The following is a 26,963-nucleotide window of genomic DNA, read 5'->3' as shown; positions in this document are numbered from 1 at the left end:
CTGGCCGATATGGAGTCGCTGCATCCCCGCGTCAGGTTCCTCTGGGCCGGTCGGTCGGCGATAGCCGGTCTCGTCCTGCTCGGGCTTCTCGTCGCCGTCGACCGACTGTTCGTCGCTGTGCCCCTCGAACTGGCCGTCGGCGGGTGGGTCGCGCTCGTCCTCGTCGGCGCCGTCCACGCCGTCCTCGCCCATCGAATCTGGCGGTTCGCGCTGGAAGACGATTCGCTCTTTCTCGTCCGCGGGGTCGTGACCCGGACCGACACCTCGGTGCCGTACGTCCGGGTCCAGCACGTCGACACTACCCGCGGCCCGGTCGAACGGACCGCCGGGCTAGCGAGCGTCGTGGTCTACACCGCTGGCTCCCGCGGCGCCGACATCACGATTCCGGGACTGCGGCCCGACCGGGCGACCGAACTGCGCGAGCGCCTCCGCGAGCTCGCCGGCGAGAGCGAGGCCACGGACGCAGTATGAGACGGCTTCATCCCCTGAGCGGAGCGGTGAGCGTCGGTCGCGGGCTGGTTCAGGGCGCCTTCTTCGGCGTCATCGCCGGGACGACGATGGTCGGTGTGCTGGGGCTGCCCGCCTGGACCATCCCACTCGTGCCGCTGGCGCTGGCGCTTCTCGTCGGCGGCTTCGCACTGGCGCGGTACTACCGCTTTACGTACGAGATCGAGGGCGACACGCTGGCCGTGGATTCGGGCGTGTTCGCCCGGCAGTCCAGAGAGATTCCCCTGGGGAGAATCCAGAACGTCGACATCACCCAGGGGGTGGTGAACCGGCTGCTCGGGCTCGCCGTCGTGGCCTTCGAGACCGCCGGCGGGGCCACGACCGAGGCGACACTCGACGCCGTCGACGAGGCCGAGGCCGACCGCCTGCGCCGTCTGGTCCAGCGCCACGGCGAGACGTCGCCCGAGTCCGGGGAAGCGCCCGCCGAGGCCGACGGTGAATCGCTCCGCGAGGACGCTTCCGCGCCAGCCGCCGGCCCCGACACCGAGGAGCTGTTCGCGTTCGACCTCCGTGACCTCCTGACCTACGCCGTCGTCTCCGTGCGCCCGGCCGCGCCGGTCTTGCTGCTGGTCGGGCTCCCGCTGGGCATCGACATCCTCACCACCGTGCTCCGGTACAATCTGGGGGTGGTCGGTGGCCCACCCAGCCTCTCGCTGGCCGTCCTCGAAGCGTTCGGCCCGCCGCGGCTGGTCGCGCTTGCGCTCCTCACGCTCGCGCAGTTCCTCGTCGCGGCGCTGGTCCTGAGCGTCGCCCTGACGCTCGTGGAGTACTACGACTTTCGGCTCGTCCGCGAGGGCGACGACCTGCGCTACGAACGGGGCCTGCTGCGCCGGTACAGCGGGACGATTCCCCTCTCGAAGGTCCAGACCGTCTCGATACGCGAGAACGTGGCGATGCGCCGGTTCGGGCTCGCCACGCTGGTGGTCGAGACCGCGGGCTACAGCGGCGGCAGTCAGGAGTCCGCCCAGGGCGTCGCCATCCCGATGGCACCGCGGGCGGACGTGTACGCGCTGGCCCGCGACATCGAGCCGTTCGACGACTTCGACTTCGAGCGTGCGCCGACTCGCGCACGGCGCCGCTACGCCGCGCGCTTCGCCATCGTCGCCGGCGTCGTGACCGCCGTCGGCTACGCGGTGGATACGTTCCTGCTCGGCAGCGGCTACTGGTGGGTCCTGGGCGGGCTGTTCGCGCTCGTCCCGCCCGCGGCACACCTCCGCTGGCGACACCGCGGCGTCGCCCTCGACGACGACGTGCTGGCGACCCGGTCGGGGTTCTGGCGACAGACGACGCGCGTCGTCCCGTACTACCGTGTCCAGACCGTGTTCGTCGGTCGGTCGCCGTTCCAGCGCCGCCGGGACCTCGCGACGGTGACCGCCGATACGGCGTCTACGAGCAGTATCTTCGGCGGGGCCGCCCGGGCCTACGACGTGGACGACGAGCGGGCCGCACAGCTCCGCGACACGCTCCGGGAGCGGCTCTACACGGACCTGCTGGAGCGACGGCGTGGGACGGGTCAGTAGCGCGAACCGGGGGAACTGACAGCGTCCGGAGGTATCCATTTCAGCCTCGGCCCGCTAGCTCGGGTATGTGTCCTGCACGGGGGCAACGCGACGAGCGCACGGGGGACGATTCCATGTCGACGGCGGAATCGTGGCTGTTGCTGACCGGTTCACGGACCGCCGTGGCCGCCGCGATCGCGGTCGGTATCTTCGCGGTCGTCGTCGCGGTGACGCTCTCCGGTGCCGTCCCGCTGCGGCGCTACGAGGCCATGTTGTACGTGTTCAGCGGCCTCATCACGGGGAACCTGACCATCATCACCGTCGTCGTCTCCATCAACCAGCTGTTGCTCTCCCGGGAGCTACGGACGCCGCCCGACCTGAAATCGGAGATAGACGGCATGATCGACTACCGCCGGACCATCGAGGACGAGGCGGGGCAGATAGCGCCCGTGGAACCGCTGGGGTTTCTCCGGCTGCTGTTCGAGACGACGCGCCAGCGCGCCCAGCGGTTGGGCGGGCTCTCGACTACCGAGGCCGACGCGGAACTGGCGTCTGACATCGACCGCGTCGTCACGGAGATAACCCGGTCGGCCGACCGTGTCGACGACCTCCTCAAGACGAGTGACGTCGGGACCTTCGAGGTCCTCTCGACGACGCTGAACACCAACTACGCACGCGATATCAACCGTCTCAGACAGATCAAATCGCGCCACGCCGACCGGATGCCCGACCACATCGACGACGCCGTCGACGGGCTCGTCGAGCTCCTCCAGAACATCGACATCGCCCGGCAGTACCTCAAGTCGGTCTACCTCCAGCAGGAGCTGGCGAAGCTCTCGCGGCTGCTGTTCTACGCCGGGCTCCCGTCCGTCGTCGTCGTGACCGTGGCGCTGCTCGTCTTTACCGCGTCCGACGGGGCGGCCCTCCCGCGGTCGCTCCTTCGTCTGGTCGTCCCGGTGGTGATAACCGTCGGCCTCGTTCCGCTCGCGGTGCTCGCGTCGTTCATCGTCCGGACCGCGACCGTCGCCGAGCGGACCGCCGCGATAATCCCGTTCACGACGCCGACACAGGAGGAGTGAGCGCCGACCGGCGTCAGCTCGACGCCCACTCGACCATCCGCCCGTACACCGCGTCGGTCCCGAGCGCCTCGGCGTCCCCGACGAGCACCAGCGCCTTCTTCGCCCGGGTCAACGCGACGTTGATGCGCCGGTAGTCCTCGAAGATGGGGCCGTCCAGCCCACCGGTCGCGACGAAGGAGACGACGATGACCTCCTTGCTCGACCCCTGGAACCGGTCGACCGTGTCGACGGCGACCTCGGGCAGGCGCCGGTTCAGTTCGGCGACCTGCGCGCGAAACGGGGCGATGACGCCGATATCTCCCGCCGGGACGCCGGCCTCGCGGTAGGCGGTGACCACCTGGGCCACCGCGTCGGCCTCCGCCGGATTGGTGTTGCCGGTCCGTGCGCCGTCGGGGTCGACGAAGGACACCCCGTCGCGCAGGTGCGCCGGCAGCGCGTCCATCGTGACGCCCTCCAGGTCGTCGATGCGCTGGGCGGCCACCGCGCCCGTCGCCGGCCGCAACTGGCCGTCGTAGAACTCCCGCGAGGCGAAGGCCTGGATGCGCTGGGCCATCCGGTACTGGCGGTCCAACATCACACCGGCCTCGGGGAACGCCTCGATGAGGCGCTGGAACAGCGACGTCGAGAGCGTCTCGTCGTCGGACTGGACGACCGGCGGGAGCTGCTGGTGGTCGCCGACGAGGACGAACCGGTCGGCGAGCGTCGTCGCCGCGAGCGTCCCGGGTTCCGTGAGCTGGCCGGCCTCGTCGACGACGGCGGTGTCGAACGACTGGCTCTGCATCGCGGTCCCGCCACAGGTCGCGGTCGTCGCCGCCACGACCTGCGCGTTCCGGAGCGTCCCGGCGCACTCCTCTGGGTCGCCGGACTGCTCCAGCCTGTATCTCTGCATGTCCTCGCGGACGCCGCTCTCGGTGCCGACGCGGACGATGTCCCTAAAGCCCTGTTCTTCGAGCGCCTCGATGGCGTTGTCGACGGCGCGGTTCGTGAACGCGGAGAGGAGCACCCGGTCACCCTGCTCCACGAGCGCACGGACCATCCGGGCGAGCGTGTACGTCTTGCCCGTCCCGGGCGGCCCGTGGACGAGCGCGAAGTCATCGGCCCCGACGGCCAGCTGGCAGGCCTCGTTCTGGGCGGCGTTGTTGTCGATAAAGGTCTCCTCGACGGCCTCGAACGAGGGGTCTCGCCGCCCGAACAGCACGTCCTTTCGCTCGGGCGGCTGGGTGAGCAGGGCGTCGTGGAGCGCGTTCTGGAGACGGTCGGTCGTTATCTCGGAGGGGTAGACGTCCAGCCGGCGCAGGTCGAGTGGCTCGTCGGTCGTGACGACGATTTCGCCGTCGGCGAGTCTCCGAACCCGCCCCAGCTCGGCGTCGCCGTTGACGGGGTCGCCGTCGCTGGCCATCACGAAGTCCCCCTCGCGTATCTTCGAGACGGCGCCTGTCCCGTTCGCCCGGAGTTCCCAGCGGCCGCCGTCGAGTTCGGTGCGACCCGTGGGCTCTAGGTTCACGAGCGCCCGGTCGTCGTCGGCCCGCTCCTCCGGCGTCTGCTCCCAGAGCTTGGCGTACTCGCGGTGGACCGCGCGGCGTTCGGCCTCGATGGCGCGGTAGAACCGCTCGAAGTACGCCCGTTCCTCGTCGGGGATAGCCACACCCACCTGTCCGGCCTTGGACTCCTGGTCCAGTCGGCCCGAGACGGCCATGCAGGTGTCCTGCTCGAAGCAGTACTCGCACTTGGCGTTGGCCTCGTACCCCGTCGGCACCCCGCTGTCGTGTTCCATCGCGGCGATGGCGTTGCGCGTTCGGACGACGTACTTCAGAAGCCCCGCACCGATGGAGAACTCCTTGGCCGGCGAGAGGTCGCCGCTCTCCTCGGTGCGCTCGACGGCGGCGTTCTTCGTATAGAGGAGCGTCCCGGTGTCGGGCGCCGCGTCGATGGGAGTCTGGGCGGCCCCGCCGTCGCCGGCCATCACCGCGCTGGCCGAAAGCGACTCCGCCTCGCGTTCGCCCAGCATCAGCGCGTACGCCGTCGCCTGAATCTTGTCCTGGAAGCGGGGCTCGCGCTTGGTGTTTTTCCCGGTCTTCAGCTCGACGGGCATCCCCCTGCGGACGGCGTCGGCCCGCCCTTTCATCCCGTAGCGCTCGGAGATGAGCGTCATCTCGGAGCGCCACTGGTCCGTCTCCGAGAGCGTCCCCTGCTGGAGCCACCCCTCGATGGCTTTCGCGTGGTCGCGGACGTCACCGGCCACCTCCTCGGCGGTTCGACCGAGGAGCCCGATGTCGAGCCCGGCCTCGTGAACCTGGTCGTCGATGGCCGTCTCCACGTCCCGGCCCCGGAGGAGGTCACCGAACACCTCGTGGACGACTGTCCCTTTCACCAGCGGGTAGGCCAGTTCGGCCCCGTCGAGTTTCCGCAGGTAGTACATCCGCGGACACTGCACCCACGCCCGGATGTCGGTCACGTCCACGAGGAAGGACGGCTCCACGACGACAGTCGAGTCCCCGCCGACGGAGTACTGGGTCTCGCCCTGGTACTCGCGCTCGTCCGGGTCGTAGACGGCCAGCTCCATCCCCGGTTCGAGATACTCCGCAGTCTCGGTCCACTTGCCCCACAGCGTCACGGTCGTCGGCTCGCCGGCCCCGCGGTCGGGCCGCAGCGTCACCTCACAGAGTTCTGACTCGCCGTACTGCGTGTTGACGGTCTTTGGCGCCTCGACCTCCACGACGACACCGCGTAATTGCACGGGCATAGCAACGACTGGGGCCGGAAAAACGCTGTCGGTCAGCGTCACTGCCGCGTTGGGCGTGGGGTTGAACGCGAGCGCGAACCCGAGGCACGGACACAGGAACAGCCCCAGAACTCCGCCGACAAGCGCCAGACGCGAGACCCCCAGCGCAGCGGAGTGCCCTTTCGAGGGATCACTCCCCGCTGTCGTGCGCGTACTCCCGAAGCGTCTCCATCGACACGTCGTCCAGCACGTCCTCGCTCGTCGCGTCGAGGACGACCGGCGGCGCGTGACCGGCCTCGTGAGCCTCTATCCAGCGCGGGACACAGACACACCAGTGGTCGCCGGGGGTCAGTCCCGGAAAGTCGAGCTCCGGTCGAGGTGTCACGAGGTCGTTGCCCTGTGCCTTGCTGTACTGGAGGAAGTCGTCGGTCATCACCGCACAGATCTCGTGGCGGCCGGGGTCGCGTTGGAGCGGATAGCAGTAGCCGTCCCGCATAAAACCCGTCGTCGGGCCCATCGAACAGGCCGACAGCTCCCCGCCCAGAACGTTGGTCTCGCTTTCCATACGTCCTCTCCCGGGCGGCGACGGGAAACCGTTTAGGACTGTTCGCCGCCGTCCGTGAACAGGTCGCCCAGCCCGTCGTCGTCTTCGTCTTCGGACTCGTCGACGGCGGTCTCGTCGGGCTGCCCGTCCGACGTGTCCTCGGGGTCCGGCGACGCATGGTCGTCGTGACCGTTACCCCGCCGGCTCCCGGACGCCGCTGGTTCCGGCGGGCTGGTGCCCTGCTCGCCGTCCCGTCGCGGCGGTTCGTCACCGTCCTCGACTGCCGGGTCGGGGTCGAGCTGTTCGTGCCCGCCGTTCACACTGGCGTCGCCGGTGCCCGAGACGGACGGCGCGGCCGGCGAGACGGCGGGCACGTCGACGCTGTCCATCGCCGTCCGGACGATGTCGTCCGAGTCCACGCCCTCGACCGTCGCCTCGGTCGTCAGGATGAGCCGGTGGCTCATCGTCGCCTGCGCCATCCGCTTTACGTCTTCGGGCGTCGCGTACTCGCGGCCGTCGATGACGGCGCTGGCCCGGACCGCCTCGAACACCCGCTGGACGCCACGGGGCGAGACGCCGATATCGGTGCGGTCGTCCTGTCGCGTCGCCCGTGCGAGGTCGATGATGTAGCGTCGTATCTTCTCGTCGACCCGGATGTCCTCCGCGAGTTCCTGCAGTTCGAGGACCGTCTCCGGCGTGACGACCGGGTCGACGCTGGGGGCGAGGGTCCGTCTGTTGTCCCGCATCTCCAGCAGCCCCATCTCCCCGTCCACGTCGGGGTATCCCATCGAGGTCTTGACGCTGAAACGGTCCCGCTGGGCCTCCGGCAGCCGGAACGTCCCCTCCTGTTCGACCGGGTTCTGGGTGGCGATGACGACGAACGGCTCCGGGAGGTCGTGGGTCGTCCCGTCGACGCTCACCTGGCGCTCCTCCATCGACTCCAGCAGGGCGGCCTGCGTCTTCGGCGGCGCGCGGTTTATCTCGTCGGCCAGCGCGACGTTCGTAAACACCGGCCCCTGTGCGAACTCGAACGCGCCCTCGTGCTCGTCGTAGATGTTCGAGCCGGTCACGTCCGCCGGCAACAGGTCGGGCGTGAACTGGATGCGCGTAAACCGGAGCCCCAGCGACTCCGCGAGCACGCGGGCCAGCACCGTCTTTCCCGTCCCCGGCACGTCCTCGACGAGGACGTGGCCCCGCGCGATGACGGCCGCGAGTGTCTCGTACAGCACCCGCCTGTCGACGACGACTGCCTCCTCGACGCGGTCGACGATGTCCTGACAGCGCCGGGCCGCGTCCGCGGGCGTCAGGGCTCGCTCGCTCATACTCGGTGGTTGTCCTCCGCTGTCATGAAAGTGTGCCATTGGACGATGTCGCCGGTCTCCGCGTCGGCTATCGGTTTTTTCTCGGAGGGCAGGGCGGATAGAAAGTCCCTGTCAGCCCCGCAGCGCCAGCGCCACGAGGACCACGCCGAGGACGGCGACGCCCATCGTCGCCGGGGTGCCGACCGCCGGCCCGACGGACCGGCGCGCGATATCGAGCGCCGAAAGCGCCGCGATTCCCAGCAGGGCGATACCGACGGCGATGACGCCGTGGTACAGCTCCAGCCGGCGCGTCTCGGGGATGTGACCGAGCTCGGCCGTCACGCCGAGGCCGAAAGTCCCCACGTCCCACACCACGAGGCCGCCGGCCACCGCGCCGAAGACGAACAGCGACGGGAACCCGACCAGCGCGGCGCCCAGCCCGACGGCTATCAGCCCCGCCGCGGCCACCGCGACCGAGCCCGCCCGCCCCGGAATCGCGCCGGTGTAGAACCCCACGAGAACGATGACGAGGATGGCGTAGACGAGCACGGGAAGCACCGGGATGGCGAAGAAAAACGTGAGGCCGACGGCCCCGAACCGCGCGAGCGTCGGGACCAGAACGAGCAGGGCGAAGACGTAACAGAGGGCCGCGACGGCGGCCCCGACGGTCCCCGTCGAGAGGCTGTCGAAGCCCGACGTGGCCCGACGGGCGACCCAGGCGACCGCGGCGATGAGGACGGAGAGGACCGCCACACAGGCCAGCGGAATCGCGGTCAGCGCGGCGACGACCGCGACGAGCCCCGATATCGGCGGGATGGCGAGCACCGTCTGGAGGACCCCGGCCACCAGCCCGGCCACGGCGACGGCGGCCAGGCCCCACGCGCCCGCCGTGACGTAGACCAGCGTGGACCGCAGGCGCATGTATCGCGCTCTCGCCGCCGGGCGCCGGTGGACGGGGGTGAGCTGGACGGCCGGAATCGCCCGCACCGCCAGGTACAGACAGCCCCCCGCCACCCCGAGCAGGGCCAGCAGGCCGAACAGACCGGCGACCGGACCGGTCCCGCGGGTGAGCGAGAGCACGACTTGCCGTCCGGCGATGCCAAGCGCCACGGCGATGCCGACGACGACCACCGCGACGAGCCAGAACACGTAGGAGATAACGCTACTGCCGAGTGCCGTCTGTACAGTCTCCCTGTCGAACGCGTCGTTCCAGCCGGCCGCCACGCCGAACATGGCGGCGAGTCCCCCCACGACGAGGAACACGAGTCCCGGCCGGGCGAACGCCACCAGCCCACTGACCGCCACCAGCGCGGCCAGGACGACCGCCGACGGGAGAAAGAGCAGGTGACCGAGCACCACCGGCCCGAGCCGGTCGCGACACAGCAACGCGAGACCCGCCGAGGCGAGGCCGACCAGCAGCCCGAAGGAGCTAAACAGGAGCGGCTGGCCGACGAGGAAGCCGGCCGCGGCCAGCACGCCGACGACGATGACCGCGACGACTGTCAGACTCGCCCCGCGTGGCCGCCCCTCGTCACCGACGGCAGAGGGGTTGTCGAGCCGGGTGCCACCGATGGCCATTCAGTGGCCACCCCCCGCGCGGACGCCGGCGCCGGCCCGGTGGGCCTCGACGGCGAACACCGCTTCCAGTATCGTCGGCAGCGGTGTCCCGCGTCGCCAGTCTATCGCCCGGGCCCCGCCCGCCTGACAGCGGGACAGACGCGTGCGGCGCCGGACCTGCTCGTACTGGCCGCTCACCGTGTTCGAAGCTACGATGTCCGGTGAGAGCACGGTCCGGGACTGGCCGGTGCCGGACCACAGGCCCACCATCTCGACCGGCGCGTCGTCCAGCAGCGGCGAGACGAGGACGAACTGCGCCTCTCGACCGGCCAGTTCGCCGAGCTTCCGCGCCTGGCGCGTGGCCGCGCTGTCGGGTGCCGGTGGTGTGTCGATGGCGTCGTCGAGCACCGAAATCGCCTTCGAGCGCTGCTGGCTCCCGGCGCCGGGCGGGAGCCACGTGAGGCCGCCGGGCCCGTCGCCGTCGACGCCGACCACGGCGACAGCGATGTCGTGTCCGGTGGCCAGCAGCGTGTTCATGGCCCGCGTCGCCGCGTACGCCCCGAGTTCGACCGCGGTCGGTCGGCCCGGCCCCGCGGCGACTCGCGAGACCGAGCGGGCGTCGAGAACGAACACCACGGTGGCCGACACCTGTCTGTCGTAGTTGACCGTCGAGAGCTCCGACTGCTTGGCGTAGCCGCGCCAGTCGATTCGCCCCGCGGGGTCGCCGTGGCGGTACTCCCGCGTCGAGTGGAAGGTGAGGCCGTCGCCGGGCGTCTCCGTCGTGAGCCGGCCGACGCGGGTGTCGCCCGCGTCGGACAGCGGCGGGGCGTCGGCGTCCAGCCGGCAGACGAGCCGGCCGTCGCCCGCGGGCTGTCGGTCGGCCGTCGCGACGGCGCCCGCTCCCGCGCCCCGGACCCGCAGGCGGGCCGGCGGGAAATCGAACTCACCCCGGCGGGCGACGACTGTGTAGGTGAGCGTCAGGGTCTCCCCCGACGCGAGCGTTCGGCCGCCGCGGGGGCTCCCGTCGAGGACGGCCAGCGCCGGCGGAACCGGGTCGACTACCCGGAGGTCCGACACCGTCCGGTCGCCGTCGTTCGTCACCGACAGCGTGACAGTCACCGGCCGTCCCGGCGGCGCGACCCGGGGCTCGATGCGGCGCGTGACCGCGAGCTCCGCGGGCACTGTCGCCGTCGAGACGGCGCCGTAGGCCAGATAGGCCAGCGGGATGGTCGCGGCGAGCAGCAGCGTCCCCGAGGCCACGACAGCGCCGTACCCGGCCAGTATCGCGGCCGCGACGACCGCGCCGCGCCACCGGAGGCGACGCGCCATCAGCTGTCGCCCCCCGCGTCTCGGGTCGGCCAGTCGGCGGAGGCTGCGGGCGGGTCTGCCGTCTCGGACCCGTCCGCGGTCCGGTCGGCCCCACTCGCGTCCGCCTCTCCGTTGGCTCCGACTCCTTCGGTCACGGGCGACTCGGCGTCGGGGCCGTCCTTGTCGTACTCGGCCGCACCGACCGAGGCGCGCCCCTCCACGGCGCGGCGGAGGCTCCCGTCGCTGGCCCGCCGGAGGTCGTCGAGCGTCGGTTCGACGACCGGCACCGGTCGCGGAGCGTGCTGGCCGACGACCGGCGGGAGCGCCGCCTCGGCCGCAGCGGCGACGGCCCCGACGGCCCGAGCGGTCCGGTGTCGCACGGCTTTCGCGGGGAAGAGCCACGCCCAGACACGTCGACGCAGCGACCGCTCCGGGGGCAACACGTCTTCGTCGAGCACTGACGCGGCGACCGGGTCGTCGGTCCACGAGCCAGCCGACAGCGCCGCTTCGATGCGGTCCCGCTCCCAGCCGCCCTGCCCCAGCGCGTCGACGAGCGCCTCCCGCAGCGGCGCTCTGACGGTGTCCAGTCCCGCGTCGACGGTGTCCGCGTTCCGCGCCTCGTCCGCGGCCGTCCCGATGACATCGGCCATCTCCGTCCCCGATATCGGGTCCGTCTTCGGCGTCGATTCGGGCGGGTCCGCCACGATTGCGCCCCCCTCACTCCAGGGCGAGGCGGAGACCTCGTCACCGCTCGGGGTCGACAGGAGCTTCCACAGCGACAGCGCAAGCACCAGCAGGCCGAGCGGGGCGCCGAGCCAGAGCGGTGCGCCAGTGTCCGTGACCGGGCCGGACAGCAGCCCAATCCCCACGCTGACACCCAGTAACAACGTTCCGACGGCGGCCAGTAGCATCGCGAGCTTTCCTCTCATTCCTCGTCCTCCTCGCGGTGTCGCGTGGCTTCGAGCGCCTCGTACGCCGTCCGGGCCTGATCGCGACGGCTCTGCTCGGGCTCGCCGCCGTACTCCACGTCCCGGAACGCCTCGGTCAGCGCCTCGACGGGCTGCCGGGGGAGGCCGCGGTCGATAGCGGCCCGGGAGACCTCCGCGGGCGTCCGGGTCCGCCAGGTCGACGGCGTGACCCACTCGGCGAAGCGCCGCCAGAGCTGTCGCAGCGCGGGCGCCGAGCCGTCGTCGGCCGCCGCTTCGGGGTCGGTCGCCCCCGTCTTCTCCGTCGCTCGCTCGGTCGATTCGACCTCGTCGCCGCGTCGCCTGAGCCACCAGCCGACCGCCGCGAGGCCGACGAGCGCGGCCGAGACGAGGAGCCCGGGCGCGCCGAAGGCGTAGGTGGCACCGACGACGACCCCGAGCGCGAGACAGACAGCGGCGACGCCACGGAGGGGCAGCGAGCGCAGGCGGGCACCGAGCCGGCCCGGCAGTGTGCGCAGCCACGCCCCGAACCGCGCCGCCAGCGCCGAGACCGAGGTCGGCAGGGAGCGGAGCCAGGCCGCCAGCCGAACGGCCTGCCGTCGGAGCCAGTCGGCTCCCGATTCGACCCCCGCGACGACCCGCAGGACAGCCAGCTTGCACCACTCCAGGAAGCCGACGATCTGCTCGGCGGCCGTGGCACCGCCGGAGGCGACGGCCCGCCGGTATCGGTACAGCCCCACGAGCAGTACGACGGTTCCAGCGGCCGCCAGCCCGAGCCGCTCCCCGAGGACGTAGCCACCGAACAGCAGTCCGACGGCGGTCCACCAGCGCGCGACTCGCTTGGCGGCACCCCGGCCACGCAGTCGTGCCGTCACTAGCGTCGTCGCGAGTGCGAAGACGCTCAGCCCGAGCGTCAGGCCGCCGGTGAGCCAGTAGGCGCGCCACAGCGGGACAGCGTCGGTCTGTGTGGCAGTGGCGGCCCGAACGGTTCCCGAGAGCGTCGTCGGCAGCCGGAACGTGAGCCGACCGTCCGAGCCGGTGGTGCCCAGCGTCTCCCCGGCCAGCGTCACCGTGGCGTTCGGGACCGGCGTCTCGTTCCGGGTGACGGTGACCGCGGCGCGCTCGCCGGGGACGAACAGCCCCGGAACGAAGCCGACGTTCAGTTGCCACACGTCGATGGTCCGCTGCCCGCGTATCTCGCCGCGGCTGACGGTCACGTCGATGCTGTCGCTCTCGGGCACGGTCAGCCGGTATCGCCCGCTTCCGTCCGTCTGTCCGACCCGTTCGCCGTCGACAGCGACCGTGGCGTTGGGCATCGGCACGCCCTCGACAGTCGCAAAGAGCGCGACCGTCGAGTTCGGGACTGGGTCGCCGGTGACGCGTATCGTGACGGCCGATGCGACATCGTAGTCCGAGGAGTTGTTCACGCCGACCGAAGCGGGGCGCTGGCCGGTGGCCCGCCCAGCGTCGATACTCGCAGCCGTGGCTACGCCTCCTGCACCCGCGACTGACACGCCCGCCCCGACGAGCGGGAACTGGCCCGGGCCGACGGACTCCGGCTCGCTGAAGGTACACGGCTCGTCTATCGGCGACTCCACCGTGACGTTCAGCTCCGTCACGTAGGGAACCGTGCCGGTCACGAGCCCTCTTCCGTCCGTGTGGCCGACGAACTCGCCGTTGAACCACACCCGGACGTCGCTCGCCGGCTCGCCGTCGACGGTGACCGCTACCGTGGTCGTGGTCCCCGGTTTCGGGTCGCTGCGCACGTCGACCCGACAGCCACTCGCTGCCTCGCGGACGTCGACCGGTTCGTCACTGTCGCCGAAGCCCCCGTCGCCCCCGGGGTCGTACCGTTCGCCGTCCGAGCCGTCGCCGGAGCTGCCGTCACTGGGGGGGTCACCGCCGATGTCGCCGCCGTTACCGCCCTGCAACCCGGTGCCGTCGCCGGACCCGAACAGTCCGTTCGCCCCGGTGACCGGCGCGAGAAACGCCGCCATGACGAGACCGACCAGACAGACACCGACCAGAAGAAGCTGGCGACTGTCGACACCTTCGACGCCGCCGTCGCCTGTTGTTCCCACGCTGTGGCCCCCTCGTGACGAGTGTAGTTGGTTACCGCATCGTCTCGCAGATACGTTCGATTGCGACCGGCACGGTAATCAATCCCCGCCATCCACCGGACCGATGGCTTCATTCTGGCGCGGACCCAACCGCGGACCATGCGCGTTCGTGACTGGCAGGACATCATCGAGGACGTGATGGACAGCAACGCCGACCCCGGCGGGTGGCGGGCCGTCGGGGGCGACCGCGCGGGCGGCATCGGCGAGGACATGTATCTGGGCCACCCGTCCGCCGGGGTCTACCAGCTCAAGACCTACGCCAAGAACCCGATGGCCGTACAGGGCGTGGGCTCGCAGGTCGCCCGGAAGATAGACGACGACATCGACCCGCTCTTCCCCGAGCAGGGCACCGGCGTCTTCGGCGTCCAGCAGGGCCCCGAGGACGAAGACGACGCAGAGGAGAAAGCGAAGAACCTCGAAACAGTGCTCGAAACCCACGCCGACGCGCCGACGACACCGCGAGCGCTCGTCGAGGACATGCTCGACGCCATGGACTCGCCGGCCTACGGGCCGATGGAGTACGACCAGTACGACCGCCCCGAGCGGATGGACGACCTGACGGACACCTTCGAAGAGGCCGAGGGCCTGCTCGAAGCGGAGTTCGAGGACGTCATCGAGGAAGATGTCCAGCGGGGGTTCTACTGATGTCCGCGGGGACGAGCTGATGGTCGGCCCCTCCGTCACGAAGGCCGACCGCGAGAAGTTTCTCGTCCAGCTGAAGGTCGGCTTCGCCCTGCTCGTGGGACTCTCGATGGCGCTGGTGACGCTGTGGGGGAGCGGGGAACTGCTGGTGACACTGGGTGTCGGGGTCGGGGCGACGCTCGTCGGCGGCGTGCTCGCCCAGTTGACGTTCCCCGACAGCATCGCCGAGACGCCCTACGAGGACGACCGCGAGCGCGGCCCGAAACCCGGACGGCGGCTGCAGGAGCGGCGGGAGGGGTCGGACGAACGGGAACAGGCGGCGAGTGGCGACGGGCGGCGCCGTTAGCGGTTCAGGGGTCGACGCGCTCTATCCACAGGCGCGGCGTCTCTATCTCGTCGGCCGTGGGCAGCGTCTCGGGCGAGTCCCAGACCCGGCCCGCGGCGGCGACGCCCCGGGCGTCCGCGACCGCGTCGAAGAAGGCCTTGCCGCGCTCGTACTGCTGGCGTTTCATGCCCAGACCGAGGAACCGGCGGACGAGCTGGGCGACCGGCCCCCGACCCTGCCGGCGCTCGTCGACCTTCCGGCGGAGGTCGTCGTACTCGTCGTCGAACGCGCGGTCCATCAGCAGTTCTGCGTACCCCTCGACGGCGGTCATCGTGGTGTCGAGTTCCCCGAGCGAGGAGCGGTCGAGCTCGCCGCTGGAAAGTTTCTCGATGGTCTCCTCCATCGTCTCCTCCATGTACTCCGAGAGCCACGGGGCCGCGCCGAACTCCGCGGCGTGGGTCACCTCGTGGAACGCTATCCAGCGGCGGAACCGGTCGCCCTCGACACCCAGCTGGCCGGCGACGCGCCGGATGTTCGGCCGGACGAAATACAGCGCGTGGTCGTCGTTGTCCGCGAGCAAGAGCGGGTCGTACTGTCCCAGTACGTTGTTGCCCAGAAATGAGAGCGCGAAGGCCATCGACCCGGTGTTGACGACGCGGGCGACCCCCGGAATGTACTCGGCCTGCTGTTCGATGGGGGCCATCACCCGCTCGAAGGTCGCGACGTTGGCGTCTATCCAGTGGTGGCGGTTCTGGATTTCCACGGTCGCGGGCAGGTCGAAATCGAGCCCGCCGACCTCCCGAACCCGGTCCCGGGCGTCCCGGACGTCCGTTGTGTACCCCTCCTGTTCGGCCGCCGAGAGCGTCAGGTCGCCGGCGTCCGTCGACTCCTTGGCGGCCTCGGCCACCGCCCGCCAGTCTATCGGTCCGTCACCCGTCGCACCGGCGACGGCGCGGACGCTATGATACAGTCCCATGCGGGGAAAAGGGCGCGCGCCGTGATATGCCTTCTCCTCACACTGTCGGCTCGTCGTCGCTCCCCCCGCCCATCTTCTTGGCGGCCACCGCCGCGACCGCGAGGACCACTAGAGCCAAGACCGCAAACAGGCCCAGCGGAGCCCCGTCGGAGTCGCTTTCGTCCGTCGCTTCCTCGTCGCTGCCGCCGACGCCGGGGGCGTTAGCCGTGAACTCCGAGCCGTCGAGGTGTACTTCGAACAGGGTGATGTCTACCATACTGACACATCACGCGCTCGACTCTTAGTGGTTGCGCTACCCCGGATATTCATGACCGGTGGCGGTCAAGGCGGGGTATGGACGAGCGACGACGACAGCTGCTGGAGGAACTGCTCTCGACGCCCGGGCCGTCCGGTTACGAGGCCGATAGTCAGGCCGTCTGGGTCGAGTACGTGAGCGAGTTCGCCGACGAGGTCCGCACCGACGAGTACGGCAACGCCGTCGCGACCCTCTCGGGCGACGACACCGAGGTAGCGCTGGCGGGTCACGGGGACGAGATCGGCTTCATCGTGCGGGACCTGACCGACGACGGGTTCGTTCGACTGGGCCGTATCGGCGGCTCCGACAAGACGGTCTCGCGTGGCCAACACGTCACCGTCCACACCGCTGACGGGCCGGTCTCGGGCGTCGTTGGCCAGACCGCTATCCACCTGCGGGAGAAAGACGACGACGGCGTCCCGGACGTGGCCGAACAGCACGTCGACGTGGGGGCCACCGACGGCGACGAGCTGGACGCGCTCGTCGACCGCGGCGACCCGATCACGTTCCAGCAGACCGTCACCGAACTCGAAAACGGCCGGCTCTCGGCCCGCGGGATGGACAACCGTATCGGCATCTGGGCGGCCGCCGAGGGGCTGCGCCGGGCGGCCGAGCGGGACGTCGAGGCCACCGTCCACGCCGTCTCGACTGTCCAGGAGGAGGTCGGCCTGCAGGGCGCGAAGATGGTCGGTTTCGATCTCGACCCCGACGTGGCTATCGCCGCTGACGTCACCCACGCGACGGACTCGCCGGACTCGCCCGGCAAGCGCTCGACCGGCGTCGAGCTGGGCGCGGGGCCGGTCGTCTCCCGGGGGAGCGCCAACCACCCGGCCGTCGTCGAGGCCCTGCGCGCGACGGGCGAGGACGAAGACATCGACGTCCAGTTGCAGGCGACCGGTATCCGAACCGGCACCGACGCCGACGCCTTCTACACGTCGCGCGGCGGTACCCCTTCGGTCAACGTCGGCCTCCCGAACCGGTATATGCACACGCCGGTCGAGGTCATCGACCCCGATGACCTCGACGCGCTCGCGGACCTGCTCGCTGGCTTCGCCGTCCGCGCCGACCAGCACGCCCCGTTCACCGTCGACGTGTAAGCCGGGCTTACCGCTCGAAACCGTCGGTAATCTACGTATAACCAATCGAGTTCAGCGCCACTAGCCAGCCATGCCTGCTGGTGGGTATCAGTCGGTCGAACGTCGGGAGCGACGGCGGGGCACTGTCCGGTAACATGGCGTGGCTCGACTCGCGGAGCCGCGTCGCGTGGTGGGCCGTGGCCTTCGTCTTCGGCGCGATCACCGCCTGGGTCGTCCTCACGTACGTCGGGACCTTCGTCCTCGGCCTGTTTCTCTACTACGTCGCGCGGCCGGCCTACAGCCGCTTTCGGACCCAGTTCCGCCGGAGCATCGCCGCCGCCACCGCGTTGCTCGCGCTCGCCGTGCCAGTGGTCCTGCTCGTGGGGTACACGCTCGCCGTCGCGGCACAGGAGCTGGCCCGCCTCCAGCGGACCGTCGACCTGGGGCCGCTGTCCGACCAGATCGAGCCCTATCTGGACGTCTCCCAGGTCGTCCAGGACCCGGAGATGTTGCTGCAAAACCCCGACATCGTCAACGCCGGCCAGCTGGTCGCCGAGGGCGCGCTCGGTTACATCCCGCTCGTCGGCACCGCGCTCATCAACGTCTTTCTGGCGCTGGCCGTGGCGTTCTATCTCCTGCGCGACGGGCCGCGACTCGGCCGGTGGGTCAGAGAGACGTTCGACGACCAGGAGGAGTTCATGGGGGTCTATCTCGACGCTGTCGACGAGGACCTCGGAAGCGTCTACTTCGGCAACATCCTCAACGCCTTCGCCATCGTCGTCGTCGCCGCGTTCGTCTACACGGTGTTGAACGTCTTCGCGCCGGCCGAGGGGATACCCTACCCCGCTCTGGTGGCGGTGCTTGCCGGCGCCGCGAGTCTGATACCGGTCGTCGGGATGAAACTCGTCTACGTCCCGCTGAGTCTCGGACTGTTCGCACGAGCGGCCCTGACCGGGGAGCCGCTGTGGTTCCCGACCGTCTTCGTCGTCGCCACAGTCGTCTTCGTCGATTTCATTCCGGACCTCGTGCTCCGACCGTACGTCTCCGGCCGGAACCTCCACGTCGGCCTCGTGATGATCGCGTACATCATCGGGCCGCTCCTGTTTGGCTGGTACGGGCTCTTTCTGGGGCCGCTCTTGCTCGTGGTCGTCTATCACTTCGCCCGGCTGGTCCTCCCCGTTCTCATCGACGGCGACGGCGTCGAAGCGATGCCAGTGACCGAAGACGCCGTCGAGACCGGCGACAGCGCCGACCCCGGGGAGACCGACGACGCCGTAGACGGCGACCCGGCGTAACCTCCGGGTGTTGGGCGGTTGACCAGTTCCCGGTCGACAAGCGGTACGTTTAAGCGCCAGTCACTATCCCAACCGAACATGAGTGGACGACCGCTGGACGTGCTCGAAGCGTCACTGGGCGAGGCCGTCACTGTACAGTTAAAAGGTGGGGAGATATACGAGGGCGAACTCACCGGCTACGACCAGCACATGAATCTCGTGATCGAAGACGAAGACACAACGATTATACGCGGCGATAACGTCGTATCCATTAATCCATGACTGGCGCAGGAACCCCGAGTCAGGGAAAGAAAAACACCACGACACACACGAAGTGTCGGCGGTGTGGGAACAAGTCGTATCACACGAAAAAGAAGGTCTGTTCGTCCTGTGGCTTCGGCAAGTCGGCGAAGCGACGTGACTACGAGTGGCAGTCGAAAGCCGGCGAATAACCTCCTATCATGCACGAGAAGTGCGGCGTTGTTGGCATCGCTCTCGAGGACCGTGACGCCGCCCGCCCTCTCTACTACTCCCTCTACGCTCTCCAGCACCGCGGTCAGGAGTCCGCCGGCATCGTCACCCACGACGGCTTCCAGCAACACAGCCACGTGGAGATGGGACTGGTCGGCGACGCCTTCGACCCCGAAGACCTCGAGTCGCTGAACGGGTCGAACGGTATCGGCCACGTCCGCTATCCGACGGCCGGTAGCGTCAACGCCTGCTGTGCACAGCCGTTTTCCGTGTCGTTCAAGTCGGGTTCGCTGGGGCTGTCCCACAACGGGAACCTCGTCAACGCGGACGAGATCGGCGACGAACTGGCCGACCTCGGCCACGCCTTCACCTCCGACGGCGACACCGAGGTCATCGCACACGACCTCGCCCGCAATCTGCTGGAAGAGGACCTCGTCCGCGCGGTCAAGCGCACGATGGAGCGCATCCACGGCTCGTACTCGCTAACCATCATGCACGACGAGACGGTGCTCGGCGTTCGCGACCCGCAGGGCAACCGCCCGCTCGTCATCGGCGAACTGGAGGACGGCTACGTCCTCACGTCGGAGTCCGCCGCCATCGACACGCTCGACGGTGAGCTCATCCGGGACGTTCGACCCGGCGAACTCGTCGTGCTCCACGACGACGGCACCGGCTACGACACTTACCAGCTCATCGAGCAGGAGAACACGGCACACTGCTTCTTCGAGCACGTCTACTTCGCCCGACCGGACTCCACCATCGACGGGAGTCTGGTCTACGAGGTCCGGCGCGAACTGGGCCGCAAACTCTGGGCGGAGTCGGGCGTCGAGTCCGACGTCGTCCTCCCCGTGCCCGACTCAGGGCGCGCCTTCGCCTCGGGCTACGCCGAGGCCGCACAGGACGACGGCTCGGACATCGAGTTCGCCGAGGGGCTGATGAAGAACCGCTACGTCGGCCGCACGTTCATCATGCCGACGCAGGACGAGCGCGAACGCGCCGTTCGGCTCAAGCTCAACCCCATCAAGTCCACCATCGAGGGCAAGAAGGTCACCATCATCGACGACTCCATCGTCCGTGGGACCACCTCGAACCAGCTCGTCCAGTTACTCAAGGACGCCGGCGCCGAGGAAGTGAACGTCCGCATCGGCGCCCCGCCCATCATCGCGCCCTGTTACATGGGCATCGACATGGCCTCCCGCGACGAGCTCATCGCGGGCGATCAGTCCGTCGAGGGGATTCGCGAGGAAATCGAGGCGGACACGCTGTCGTATCTCTCCATCGACGCTATCGCCGAGACCCTGGAGACCAGCAAGGCGGACCTCTGTCTCGGCTGTGTCACCGGCGAGTACCCCTACGACATCGAGGGGGAGGAGACCGACCGCGACGTCGCCCGTCCGGAGATTAGCGGACAGCCCAAGCCCGCCGACGACTGAGCGGGGGTCGCCCCCCGCTGACCGGACCTCGAACCGCACGAGACGGCACCTTACTCCGTCGCTGTCGTGACCCCTAACCGATGGAGCAGCGGCTCCATCGTCAGCCCCTGCACGACCAGTGTGAACATCGCGACGCCGAAGGTCAGCACCTGGAACTGCGTCGCCAGTTCCGCCGGGAAGGCGGCGGGTAACCCGAGCGCCAGCGCGAGCGGAATCGAGACGTGGATACCGCTCCAGACGAGTACGGGCCGATAGCTCCGCGGGACCGACGTGAGGCCACTGCGGTCTACGAGCGCTGCGAGCGGATACACGACGACGGCTCTGGCGAGGAAGACGAGGCCGATAGTCAGTGCCATCGGGACCGCAGTCGCGAGGAGGGCGTCGAACGGCGTCATCAGTCCGATGGTGAGAAAGAGGAACGTGTTCGCGACGAAGCCCACCGACCGCCAGGTGATGCTGAACGTCAGTCTCGTATCCGCGCCGAGAGGGGTTGTCTCACGCCGTTCGGCGACGAATACACCGGCGCTGACGACCGCGACCACGCCGCTGACACCGAGTAGTTCTCCCGCGAGGAAGGACCCGTAGGCGAGGACCACTGAGAGGATGATCGTCGTCAGTTCGTCGTCGAAGAACACGAAGACGCGGTAGACGACGATGCCGACCGCCGCGCCGACGAGCACCCCGCCGACCATCGAGACGAAGACACCCAGAGCCAGGTCCACGACGATTTCACCGAGACCGAGCCCGACGAGGTCGGCCGGCCCTGACCGGGGCGACTCCAAAGCCAGTTCGAGGAACGCGGTGTACAGCACGACCCCGACCCCGTCGTTGAGCATACTCTCCCCGTCGACGAGCACAGAGAGGCGTGCAGGGACCCCGAGCTCCTCGAACAGCGGCAGGACGGCGACCGGGTCCGTCGGGAGAACGATAGCCGCAAAGAGGAGCCCACCGAGCAGGGGGAACCCGAGGACGAGGTGGCTGGCCAGTCCGAGAAGCGCGACGGAGATGGGTAGCCCCACGACTGCGAAGCCGAGTATCAGGCCGACGTTCTCGACGAACCGGTCCGCGTCGACCCGCGAGGCGCCCTGAAACAGCAACGCCGGGACCAGCACGAACAGGATGAGGTCGCTGAGCAGTTCGGGGGTGAGTTCGCTCCGGAGCCCGAATCCGAGCAGCGAAGCTGCGAGACCTACCAGCACGAGCGCGATGGTGTAGGGAACGTGGCCGGACGTGGCCGCGAAAGCGGCGATGGTCCCGGCGAGCGCGAACACGAGTACAAGGTCGACCAGCGCCGCTTCCACCCCGCTGAGGGACATAGGGACGTGAGTTGGCACGCGAGGCGAAAATGGATACTGTCGGGCTATGGCCCAGCTGGCCGAAGATACCGACCATGAACGTACAGCCCACTCCTCAGCCGTGAGGTCATCAGGCCCGCGCGCCGACAGCATCATAGTGTTGTCAGCCCAATGTCACCTGTGACAGTTCCACAGCGAACAGACGGTACTCGGCAATGTCACCGGGAGGCAAACGGATGAGCACGGACGAGCAGTCCGACTTCGATGCGACCGACCGCGAGGCGAGCGAGGTCGGCGCGACCGCTGCCGAGGACAGCGAGGAGTTCCTCTCGCTGATGCCACACTACTATCGGGGCGAGGTCTCACAGAGCGGGAACCTGCTCTCGCGGCTCGACCTCACCATCGACTGGGCCATCGTCCTCGTCACGGCGGTCCTGGCGCTCGCGTTCCAGGGCGGGGACGTGACCGCGTACCTGCTGCTCATCGGGATGGTGGGCGTCTCGCTGTTCGCCCTGTTCGACGTCCGCCGGTACCGGGCCTTCGACGCGAGCCGGGCCCGCGTCCGCGTGCTGGAGGAGAACCTCTTTGCGAACTCGCTCGACCCCGAGGAGGTTCCGATGGCCGAGTGGCGCAGGGAACTCGCCGCCGACCTCCGGACGCCGACCTTCAAAGTGAACTACTGGGAGGCCCTCGCCCGACGGCTCAAGAAAGTGTACTACCCGCTGTACGCCCTGCTGGGTCTCGCGTGGGCCTTTCGCATCTCCATCTACACGCCCGGGCAGTCCTGGATCGAGACGGCGTCGGTCCCCGGCATCGCCGGCGAGCTCGTCGCCGCCGCCGTCGCCGCGTTCTTCCTCGTCGTCACCGTGTTCACGTACTGGCCCCGGGAGCGTCACGCCCGCGGGGAGTTCCACGGCGAGGACTCGGGCGACTGGAAGCGGTGACGCCGCTCGCCACGGCGTCGGTCTCGGTTTCCGCTGGTCTGCAGTGCGTCACCACAACGCCGCTCACCAGACCACGTACAACATGAGATAGACGACGATACCGAGCGAGAACGATATCAGCCACAGCGTCGCGGCCACCTTCCCCGCACGGGGGTGGTTCGTCCGCGCGAGCTCCGAGACCGGATAGCTCGCGGCCAGGAGGAGCGTGTAGTAGACGGCGGGGATGGCGACGATGGCCAACAGGATGTGGATGGCCAGAATCGGGAAGTAGACGTACGTCTCGACGGCCGCCGGGCCGGTGAACTCCGTCGGCCCGATCAGGCTGACTCGGTACAGATACAGGACGAGAAAGAGCGTGAACAGACCGAAGGCCGCGACCATCAGCCGGCGGTGCTGGTCGACGTTCCCCCGGCGAATCGCCCGGATGCCGGCGACGATAGTCACGATTGCAGCGGCACTGACGAGCGCGTTGACGGTTGGAATCGCCGACAGCACCGTCTCGGGGGCGCGTGGCAACAGCTCGGCCGGAATCACACCGCCGACCGCTCCGAAGACGAGCGCCAGCGAGACCACTGTCAACACCGCTGTCAGCGCGGGGACCCGGTCGCGAACTTCGAGCATAGCTGCCGGTTAGCGGTGCCCGATAAAGTGGGTTGTGAACCCGAGAGACGGTCGCCGGTTGTCAGCACGCGCTGCTCACGGCTCGCTATCGCTCGCCGTTCCGGAGGAGGCGTCCCCCGTTCGCCCTGACGCGGCTCTCGCGACCATCGGGAGCGAGCCGTGCCTACCACAGCAGATGCAACATCACGTAGATGACGAGCCCGGTGCCGAAGGTCAGGAGCCAGAGCGTCGCCGCCACTCGCCCGGCGCGGGCGTGGTCGGTCGCGGGCAGCGCCGCGACGGGGTTGGCAAGTCCCAGCAGGAACGCGTAGTACACCGCCGGGAAGGTCGAGAGGGCGAGCACCGCGTGGCCGACGAGCAGGGGGAGGTAGACGTACGTCTCGACCACTGCCGGACCCGCAAACGCCGTCGGGCCGACGACCGCGAGCCGGTAGAAATCGACGGTCAAGAAGAGCCCGAACAGGGCGAAACTGGCCACCATCAGGTTCCGATGGCGCTCGACGTTCCCCGCGCGTATCGCCCGGAGACCGGCGAGTATCGTCCCGATGGCCAGCGCGCTGACCCCGGCGATGGCGTGTGGAATCGCGTTCATCACCGCCGGCGGCGCTCGCGGGAACAGCGCCGGCGGCACGGCCCCGGCTATCACCACGAGGACGATAGCGAACGAGACCGCCGTCAGCAACCCGGCGAACTCGGGAACGCGGTGGCGCACCTGACGCATGTAAAATACTACGCTCGGCTCGGTAAAATCAATTGTGTGGTATCCGAACCCACACCGGGTCGACGGCTCAGGCGGGCGGGGCGACGCGGGCGGCGTCGGTCGCGGCCGTCCCGTTGGCGGCGCCGGCGCTCGCCGTCTCGTTGGCGGCGGTCGTCTCGTTCGTGGCACTGACGCCCGTCGCCGCGCTACTCTCGTTGGCCAGCCAGTCGTCGTACGACGACTGATTCATCACGACGACGGGGACCTGCATCCGCGCGTGACCCGAGCCACACAGTTCGGCACAGTAGAGCCGGTAGGTCCCCGTCTCGGTCGGGTGGGTCCGTGCGACTGTCTCCTGACCGGGGAAGATGTCCTGTTTGACGCCGAACTCGGGTATGTAAAACGAGTGGATGACGTCGCTCGATGTCATCGTGAACCTGATATCCGTGTCGTTCGGGAGGTAGAGGCGCTCGCTGGTCGTGACGTCGGAGTCGGGATAGCTGAACTCGTACCCCCACTGGTAGGTCAGGACCTCGACCTCCATATCGTCCGAGATATCATCGCCCGTGGCGTCGGCCGCGGCCGGCGAGATGTACGGGTTGGCCAGGACGAAGAAGCCGGAGACGCCGACGAACACCAGTATCGCACCGGTCGCAGCGGTCCACGTCACTTCGAGCGCCGGGTCGTCGATGGTCGGCCGTGGGCTGTCGTTGTTGTGGAACCGGTAGATGGCGTAGACGAGCGTCAGCTCGACGAACAGCGTCAGCGGGAGCGCGACGTACAGCAGCTGTTCGTTCAGCTCGTCGATGGCCGCCCGGTTGACCGACTGCGCGGCCGCGGGGGTACTGAACACCACCGCTCCGAGTGTGAGAACGCAGAGCCAGGACAGGGCGCGAGTGAGTCGCATTGGCCTCATCTTACGGCGGGGATGTCATATAGCTTGGCCAGTCGAACGGCCCTGCGCCACTCCCACACACCGACCGTCGTCGCGTAGTTTTATGTCGATGGCTCCATCAGATTCGGGTAATGCTTTCACCGAACGTAACGCTGCCAACTGACCCTCTCTCGACGGTTCACCGATGATGAATCGAGCCGTCATCGAAGGGTCGGCGTTGGCTATCCTCGCTCTCGGTATCCTCACCCTCTGGCTGCGGGCCCGGTACAAGGCCCGCCCGACGAGCGACGGTGGCTACTTCACGCGCGAGGAGTTGCAGTTCGAGATCGGGCGCCTCCAGTCCGAAGCACTCCGGTGGCTGACGACGACGAACCACCGCGAAATCGGCCTGCTGTACATCGCCTTCGGGACCATCGCCGCCCTCTGGGGCGGGATGGACGCGATGATGCTGCGGACGGAGCTTCTGACCCCGCCGGCGGACATCTGGACGCCCGAGACGTACAACGCGCTGTTTACCACCCACGGGCTGACGATGCTGATATTCTTCGTCCTCCCCGTCTTCTTCGGCATCGGGAACTACTTCCTGCCGCTGCTTATCGGCGCCGACGACATGGCGTTCCCGCGGGTCAACGCCATCGGGTTCTGGCTCCTCCCCCCAGCACTGCTGATGGCCCGGTTCGGGCTCATCGTGCAGGTGGGCGGCCAGGTACTCAGTCTGTTCCTGCCGGAGGACAGTATCCGATTTTTCCTCACCATCCGTGAGGTCAGCGTCGGCTGGACGCTGTATGCGCCTCTCTCCATCCAGCAACCGAACCCACAGATAGACCTCCTGTTGCTCGGCCTCCACCTGAGCGGTATCGCGACGACGGTGGGCGCCATCAACTTCATCGCGACGGTCATCTACGAGCGCGCCGACGACGTGACGTGGGGTAATCTGGACATCTTCTCGTGGAACATGATGGTCACGAGCAGCATCGCGCTCTTTGCGTTCCCGCTGCTCGGGAGCGCGCTCGTGATGCTCCTGCTCGACCGCAACCTCGGGACGACGTTCTTCACGACGGAGGGTGGCGGCCCCGTCCTCTGGCAACACCTGTTCTGGTTCTGGGGCCACCCGGAGGTGTACATCCTCTTCCTGCCGGCGACGGGTCTGATGAGTCTCATCCTACCCAAGTTCGTCGGTCGAAAGCTGTTCGGATACCAGTTCATCGTCTACTCGACGCTCGGACTGGCCGTGCTCTCCTTCGGCGTCTGGGCCCACCACATGTTCACCTCGGGCGTCGACCCGCGACTCAAGGCCTCGTTCATGGCCATCTCCATCGCTATCGCCGTCCCCAGTGCCATCAAGGTGTTCAACTGGATCACGACGATGTGGGACGGGAACATACGTCTGAGCGCGCCCTTCATCCTCTGTGCCGGCGGTATCGGGACCTTCATCATCGGCGGCGTCACCGGGGTGTTTCTGGCGGTCATCCCCATCGACATCCTCTATCACGGCACGTACTACGTGGTCGGCCACTTCCATCTCATCGTCGTCGGCATCATCCCGATGCTGATGATAGCCTCCAGTTACTACTGGTACCCCATCCTCACCGGTCGGTGGTACGACAAACGGCTGGCGAAGTTCCAGTCGGGGCTGCTCATCGTCGGCGCGTTCGTCACGTTCATGGTGCTGCTGGTCATCGGCGGCCTCGGCCTCCCGCGACGGCAGGCCATCTACCCGCCGGAGTACCAGTTCGCCCAGCAAATCGCCACCGTCGGCGCGTACGTCATCGGCCTCAGTGCGCTGCTGTGGCTCTACAACATGCTGGTGTCGTACTGGCGCGGCGACGTGGTCAAGACCACCGACCCGTGGAACCTGAAGGCGACGAACCAGTTCACCCGCGAGTGGCAGTGGTTCGAAGAGCGGATGGTCGAGAAGTACGATATGGAACCGGCGCGGCCCGAGACCACCAGACGGTCCTACGCCCCGGAGCTGGAGCCCATGGGGCTGCTCGGCGGCGTCGGCAGCGTCGCCCAGAACGTCTACCGGAACGCCTCGATGGCCGCTATCGCCGGGTTCGTCGGCACCTTCCTGATGACCGGCGGCATCGGGACGGCCATCGTCATCGGCGTGCTCGACCCGAGCTCGTTCGCCGAGATATCGGAGCTGGTCGGACTGGGGACGAGCCAGCTCATCGGCGCCGCGCTGTTCCTCGCCGGCGGGACCATCATCTGGCCGCTGCTGTTCCTCTCCTTCCAGGAGTATCTGCCCGGTCGGCGGATGTTCGAGACCGGACTCGTGTTCGCGACGCTCATCGCGACCGGGTTCTCGGTGGCCTTCTACACCGACCAGACCGGACTGGCCTTCGTCGGTTATCTCACGTTCGTGTTCGTCGCCCACTGGGCATACGGGCTCGGGCTGACTGTGACGTTCCAGTATCTGCGGTCCCGACGAACCGACGTGGGGGTCTGAG

25 protein-coding genes are annotated in these 26,963 nt (G+C 68.7%); 12 read left to right on the top strand and 13 right to left on the bottom strand.

Annotated features, from left to right (window positions below; genetic code table 11):
• Positions 1–9: 9 nt before the first annotated feature.
• The 3 genes from NDI56_RS06100 to NDI56_RS06090 all read left to right on the top strand — a co-directional run bounded on the left by NDI56_RS06100 (position 10) and on the right by NDI56_RS06090 (position 3,085).
• Positions 10–471, top strand: a complete 462-nt coding sequence (locus tag NDI56_RS06100) for a PH domain-containing protein (protein WP_310918551.1) — start codon at positions 10–12, stop codon at positions 469–471.
• Entirely contained in the window at positions 468–2,027 is a 1,560-nt protein-coding gene (locus tag NDI56_RS06095) for a PH domain-containing protein (protein ID WP_310918550.1), read from the top strand. The genes NDI56_RS06100 and NDI56_RS06095 overlap by 4 nt, the downstream gene beginning before the upstream one ends.
• A 65-nt stretch (positions 2,028–2,092) precedes the next feature.
• Positions 2,093–3,085 carry a DUF7972 family membrane protein gene (locus NDI56_RS06090; protein WP_470303403.1) on the top strand — a complete coding sequence of 331 codons (993 nt, stop codon included), beginning with the start codon at positions 2,093–2,095 and terminating at the stop codon, positions 3,083–3,085.
• A gap of 13 nt (positions 3,086–3,098) precedes the next feature.
• Here NDI56_RS06090 and NDI56_RS06085 read toward each other — a convergent pair whose 3' ends face one another.
• From NDI56_RS06085 to NDI56_RS06055, 7 genes are all read right to left on the bottom strand, one after another.
• Positions 3,099–5,822 carry an AAA domain-containing protein gene (locus NDI56_RS06085; RefSeq protein ID WP_417935944.1) on the bottom strand — a complete coding sequence of 908 codons (2,724 nt, stop codon included), beginning with the start codon at positions 5,820–5,822 and terminating at the stop codon, positions 3,099–3,101.
• A gap of 175 nt (positions 5,823–5,997) precedes the next feature.
• A complete protein-coding gene (locus tag NDI56_RS06080) occupies positions 5,998–6,372 on the bottom strand; it encodes a DUF2237 family protein (protein WP_310918547.1) in 375 nt (124 codons plus the stop codon).
• 32 nt (positions 6,373–6,404) lie between these two features.
• Positions 6,405–7,673 carry an AAA family ATPase gene (locus NDI56_RS06075; protein ID WP_310918546.1) on the bottom strand — a complete coding sequence of 423 codons (1,269 nt, stop codon included), beginning with the start codon at positions 7,671–7,673 and terminating at the stop codon, positions 6,405–6,407.
• Between the two features lie 111 nt (positions 7,674–7,784).
• Positions 7,785–9,230, bottom strand: a complete 1,446-nt coding sequence (locus tag NDI56_RS06070) for a glycosyl transferase (protein ID WP_310918545.1) — start codon at positions 9,228–9,230, stop codon at positions 7,785–7,787.
• Positions 9,231–10,538 (bottom strand): DUF58 domain-containing protein, encoded by a 1,308-nt coding sequence (locus NDI56_RS06065; RefSeq protein ID WP_310918544.1) that lies wholly within the window; start codon positions 10,536–10,538, stop codon positions 9,231–9,233.
• Positions 10,538–11,446 (bottom strand): DUF7269 family protein, encoded by a 909-nt coding sequence (locus NDI56_RS06060; protein ID WP_310918543.1) that lies wholly within the window; start codon positions 11,444–11,446, stop codon positions 10,538–10,540. The genes NDI56_RS06065 and NDI56_RS06060 overlap by 1 nt, the downstream gene beginning before the upstream one ends.
• Entirely contained in the window at positions 11,443–13,524 is a 2,082-nt protein-coding gene (locus tag NDI56_RS06055) for a DUF4129 domain-containing protein (protein WP_310918542.1), read from the bottom strand. The genes NDI56_RS06060 and NDI56_RS06055 overlap by 4 nt, the downstream gene beginning before the upstream one ends.
• Positions 13,525–13,662: 138 nt before the next feature.
• On the opposite strand from NDI56_RS06055, the gene NDI56_RS06050 reads away from it, so the two are divergent.
• A complete protein-coding gene (locus tag NDI56_RS06050) occupies positions 13,663–14,208 on the top strand; it encodes a hypothetical protein (RefSeq protein WP_310918541.1) in 546 nt (181 codons plus the stop codon).
• On the top strand, positions 14,186–14,551 hold the full coding sequence (locus NDI56_RS06045; RefSeq protein WP_310918540.1) for a hypothetical protein: 366 nt from the start codon (positions 14,186–14,188) through the stop codon (positions 14,549–14,551). Before NDI56_RS06050 ends, NDI56_RS06045 begins: the two co-directional genes overlap by 23 nt.
• Before the next feature lie 4 nt (positions 14,552–14,555).
• Here the strand turns inward: NDI56_RS06045 and NDI56_RS06040 are convergent, their stop codons facing one another.
• Together NDI56_RS06040 and NDI56_RS06035 are read right to left on the bottom strand one after the other, a co-directional pair.
• The gene (locus tag NDI56_RS06040) at positions 14,556–15,506 is read right to left on the bottom strand and encodes a zinc-dependent metalloprotease (RefSeq protein ID WP_310918539.1); all 951 of its coding nucleotides are present in this window, start codon (positions 15,504–15,506) and stop codon (positions 14,556–14,558) included.
• 37 nt (positions 15,507–15,543) lie between these two features.
• Complete coding sequence (locus NDI56_RS06035) at positions 15,544–15,762, bottom strand: hypothetical protein (RefSeq protein ID WP_310918537.1); 219 nt, start codon at positions 15,760–15,762, stop codon at positions 15,544–15,546.
• 77 nt (positions 15,763–15,839) lie between these two features.
• Here NDI56_RS06035 and NDI56_RS06030 point away from each other — a divergent pair, with 77 nt between their 5' ends.
• The 5 genes from NDI56_RS06030 to purF all read left to right on the top strand — a co-directional run bounded on the left by NDI56_RS06030 (position 15,840) and on the right by purF (position 20,055).
• Entirely contained in the window at positions 15,840–16,898 is a 1,059-nt protein-coding gene (locus tag NDI56_RS06030) for a M20/M25/M40 family metallo-hydrolase (RefSeq protein ID WP_310918535.1), read from the top strand.
• 80 nt (positions 16,899–16,978) lie between these two features.
• Positions 16,979–18,172 carry an AI-2E family transporter gene (locus NDI56_RS06025; RefSeq protein WP_310918533.1) on the top strand — a complete coding sequence of 398 codons (1,194 nt, stop codon included), beginning with the start codon at positions 16,979–16,981 and terminating at the stop codon, positions 18,170–18,172.
• Positions 18,173–18,250: 78 nt separating this feature from the next.
• On the top strand, positions 18,251–18,433 hold the full coding sequence (locus tag NDI56_RS06020; protein ID WP_310918531.1) for an LSM domain-containing protein: 183 nt from the start codon (positions 18,251–18,253) through the stop codon (positions 18,431–18,433).
• Complete coding sequence (locus NDI56_RS06015) at positions 18,430–18,603, top strand: 50S ribosomal protein L37e (protein ID WP_220587618.1); 174 nt, start codon at positions 18,430–18,432, stop codon at positions 18,601–18,603. The genes NDI56_RS06020 and NDI56_RS06015 overlap by 4 nt, the downstream gene beginning before the upstream one ends.
• A 9-nt stretch (positions 18,604–18,612) precedes the next feature.
• Positions 18,613–20,055, top strand: coding sequence for an amidophosphoribosyltransferase (gene purF / locus NDI56_RS06010; RefSeq protein ID WP_310918529.1), 1,443 nt, complete (start codon positions 18,613–18,615; stop codon positions 20,053–20,055).
• A gap of 50 nt (positions 20,056–20,105) precedes the next feature.
• Here the strand turns inward: purF and NDI56_RS06005 are convergent, their stop codons facing one another.
• Positions 20,106–21,371 (bottom strand): cation:proton antiporter, encoded by a 1,266-nt coding sequence (locus NDI56_RS06005; RefSeq protein WP_310918527.1) that lies wholly within the window; start codon positions 21,369–21,371, stop codon positions 20,106–20,108.
• Between the two features lie 215 nt (positions 21,372–21,586).
• Between NDI56_RS06005 and NDI56_RS06000 the strand changes: the two genes are divergently transcribed.
• Complete coding sequence (locus tag NDI56_RS06000; protein ID WP_310918526.1) at positions 21,587–22,294, top strand: DUF2270 domain-containing protein; 708 nt, start codon at positions 21,587–21,589, stop codon at positions 22,292–22,294.
• Between the two features lie 63 nt (positions 22,295–22,357).
• On the opposite strand, the gene NDI56_RS05995 is transcribed toward NDI56_RS06000, so the two are convergent.
• The 3 genes from NDI56_RS05995 to coxB all read right to left on the bottom strand — a co-directional run bounded on the left by NDI56_RS05995 (position 22,358) and on the right by coxB (position 24,522).
• Positions 22,358–22,915: a DUF420 domain-containing protein gene (locus NDI56_RS05995; RefSeq protein ID WP_310918525.1), complete on the bottom strand. Its 558-nt coding sequence runs from the start codon at positions 22,913–22,915 to the stop codon at positions 22,358–22,360.
• 163 nt (positions 22,916–23,078) lie between these two features.
• Positions 23,079–23,636, bottom strand: coding sequence for a DUF420 domain-containing protein (locus tag NDI56_RS05990; protein WP_310918523.1), 558 nt, complete (start codon positions 23,634–23,636; stop codon positions 23,079–23,081).
• Between the two features lie 67 nt (positions 23,637–23,703).
• Entirely contained in the window at positions 23,704–24,522 is an 819-nt protein-coding gene (coxB, locus tag NDI56_RS05985; RefSeq protein ID WP_310918521.1) for a cytochrome c oxidase subunit II, read from the bottom strand.
• A 172-nt stretch (positions 24,523–24,694) separates the two neighbouring features.
• Here coxB and NDI56_RS05980 point away from each other — a divergent pair, with 172 nt between their 5' ends.
• On the top strand, positions 24,695–26,962 hold the full coding sequence (locus NDI56_RS05980; protein WP_310918520.1) for a DUF6789 family protein: 2,268 nt from the start codon (positions 24,695–24,697) through the stop codon (positions 26,960–26,962).
• Position 26,963: the final 1 nt, after the last annotated feature.

This window comes from Halomicroarcula saliterrae, assembly GCF_031624395.1.
GTDB lineage: Archaea > Halobacteriota > Halobacteria > Halobacteriales > Haloarculaceae > Haloarcula > Haloarcula saliterrae.
This window is presented reverse-complemented; position numbering and strand designations above follow the sequence as displayed.

Coding starts and splice junctions, on each gene's coding strand:
- NDI56_RS06075 (WP_310918546.1), bottom strand. CDS start 7,673: ATGAGCGAGCGAGCCCTGACGCCCGCGGACGCGGCCCGGCGCTGTCAG.
- NDI56_RS06000 (WP_310918526.1), top strand. CDS start 21,587: ATGAGCACGGACGAGCAGTCCGACTTCGATGCGACCGACCGCGAGGCG.
- NDI56_RS06095 (WP_310918550.1), top strand. CDS start 468: ATGAGACGGCTTCATCCCCTGAGCGGAGCGGTGAGCGTCGGTCGCGGG.
- NDI56_RS05980 (WP_310918520.1), top strand. CDS start 24,695: ATGATGAATCGAGCCGTCATCGAAGGGTCGGCGTTGGCTATCCTCGCT.
- purF (WP_310918529.1), top strand. CDS start 18,613: ATGCACGAGAAGTGCGGCGTTGTTGGCATCGCTCTCGAGGACCGTGAC.
- NDI56_RS06015 (WP_220587618.1), top strand. CDS start 18,430: ATGACTGGCGCAGGAACCCCGAGTCAGGGAAAGAAAAACACCACGACA.
- NDI56_RS06060 (WP_310918543.1), bottom strand. CDS start 11,446: ATGAGAGGAAAGCTCGCGATGCTACTGGCCGCCGTCGGAACGTTGTTA.
- coxB (WP_310918521.1), bottom strand. CDS start 24,522: ATGCGACTCACTCGCGCCCTGTCCTGGCTCTGCGTTCTCACACTCGGA.
- NDI56_RS05990 (WP_310918523.1), bottom strand. CDS start 23,636: ATGCGTCAGGTGCGCCACCGCGTTCCCGAGTTCGCCGGGTTGCTGACG.
- NDI56_RS06080 (WP_310918547.1), bottom strand. CDS start 6,372: ATGGAAAGCGAGACCAACGTTCTGGGCGGGGAGCTGTCGGCCTGTTCG.
- NDI56_RS06040 (WP_310918539.1), bottom strand. CDS start 15,506: ATGGGACTGTATCATAGCGTCCGCGCCGTCGCCGGTGCGACGGGTGAC.
- NDI56_RS06020 (WP_310918531.1), top strand. CDS start 18,251: ATGAGTGGACGACCGCTGGACGTGCTCGAAGCGTCACTGGGCGAGGCC.
- NDI56_RS06030 (WP_310918535.1), top strand. CDS start 15,840: ATGGACGAGCGACGACGACAGCTGCTGGAGGAACTGCTCTCGACGCCC.
- NDI56_RS06005 (WP_310918527.1), bottom strand. CDS start 21,371: ATGTCCCTCAGCGGGGTGGAAGCGGCGCTGGTCGACCTTGTACTCGTG.
- NDI56_RS06070 (WP_310918545.1), bottom strand. CDS start 9,230: ATGGCCATCGGTGGCACCCGGCTCGACAACCCCTCTGCCGTCGGTGAC.
- NDI56_RS06045 (WP_310918540.1), top strand. CDS start 14,186: ATGTCCAGCGGGGGTTCTACTGATGTCCGCGGGGACGAGCTGATGGTC.
- NDI56_RS06065 (WP_310918544.1), bottom strand. CDS start 10,538: ATGGCGCGTCGCCTCCGGTGGCGCGGCGCGGTCGTCGCGGCCGCGATA.
- NDI56_RS06050 (WP_310918541.1), top strand. CDS start 13,663: ATGCGCGTTCGTGACTGGCAGGACATCATCGAGGACGTGATGGACAGC.
- NDI56_RS06100 (WP_310918551.1), top strand. CDS start 10: ATGGAGTCGCTGCATCCCCGCGTCAGGTTCCTCTGGGCCGGTCGGTCG.
- NDI56_RS05995 (WP_310918525.1), bottom strand. CDS start 22,915: ATGCTCGAAGTTCGCGACCGGGTCCCCGCGCTGACAGCGGTGTTGACA.
- NDI56_RS06035 (WP_310918537.1), bottom strand. CDS start 15,762: ATGGTAGACATCACCCTGTTCGAAGTACACCTCGACGGCTCGGAGTTC.
- NDI56_RS06090 (WP_470303403.1), top strand. CDS start 2,093: ATGTGTCCTGCACGGGGGCAACGCGACGAGCGCACGGGGGACGATTCC.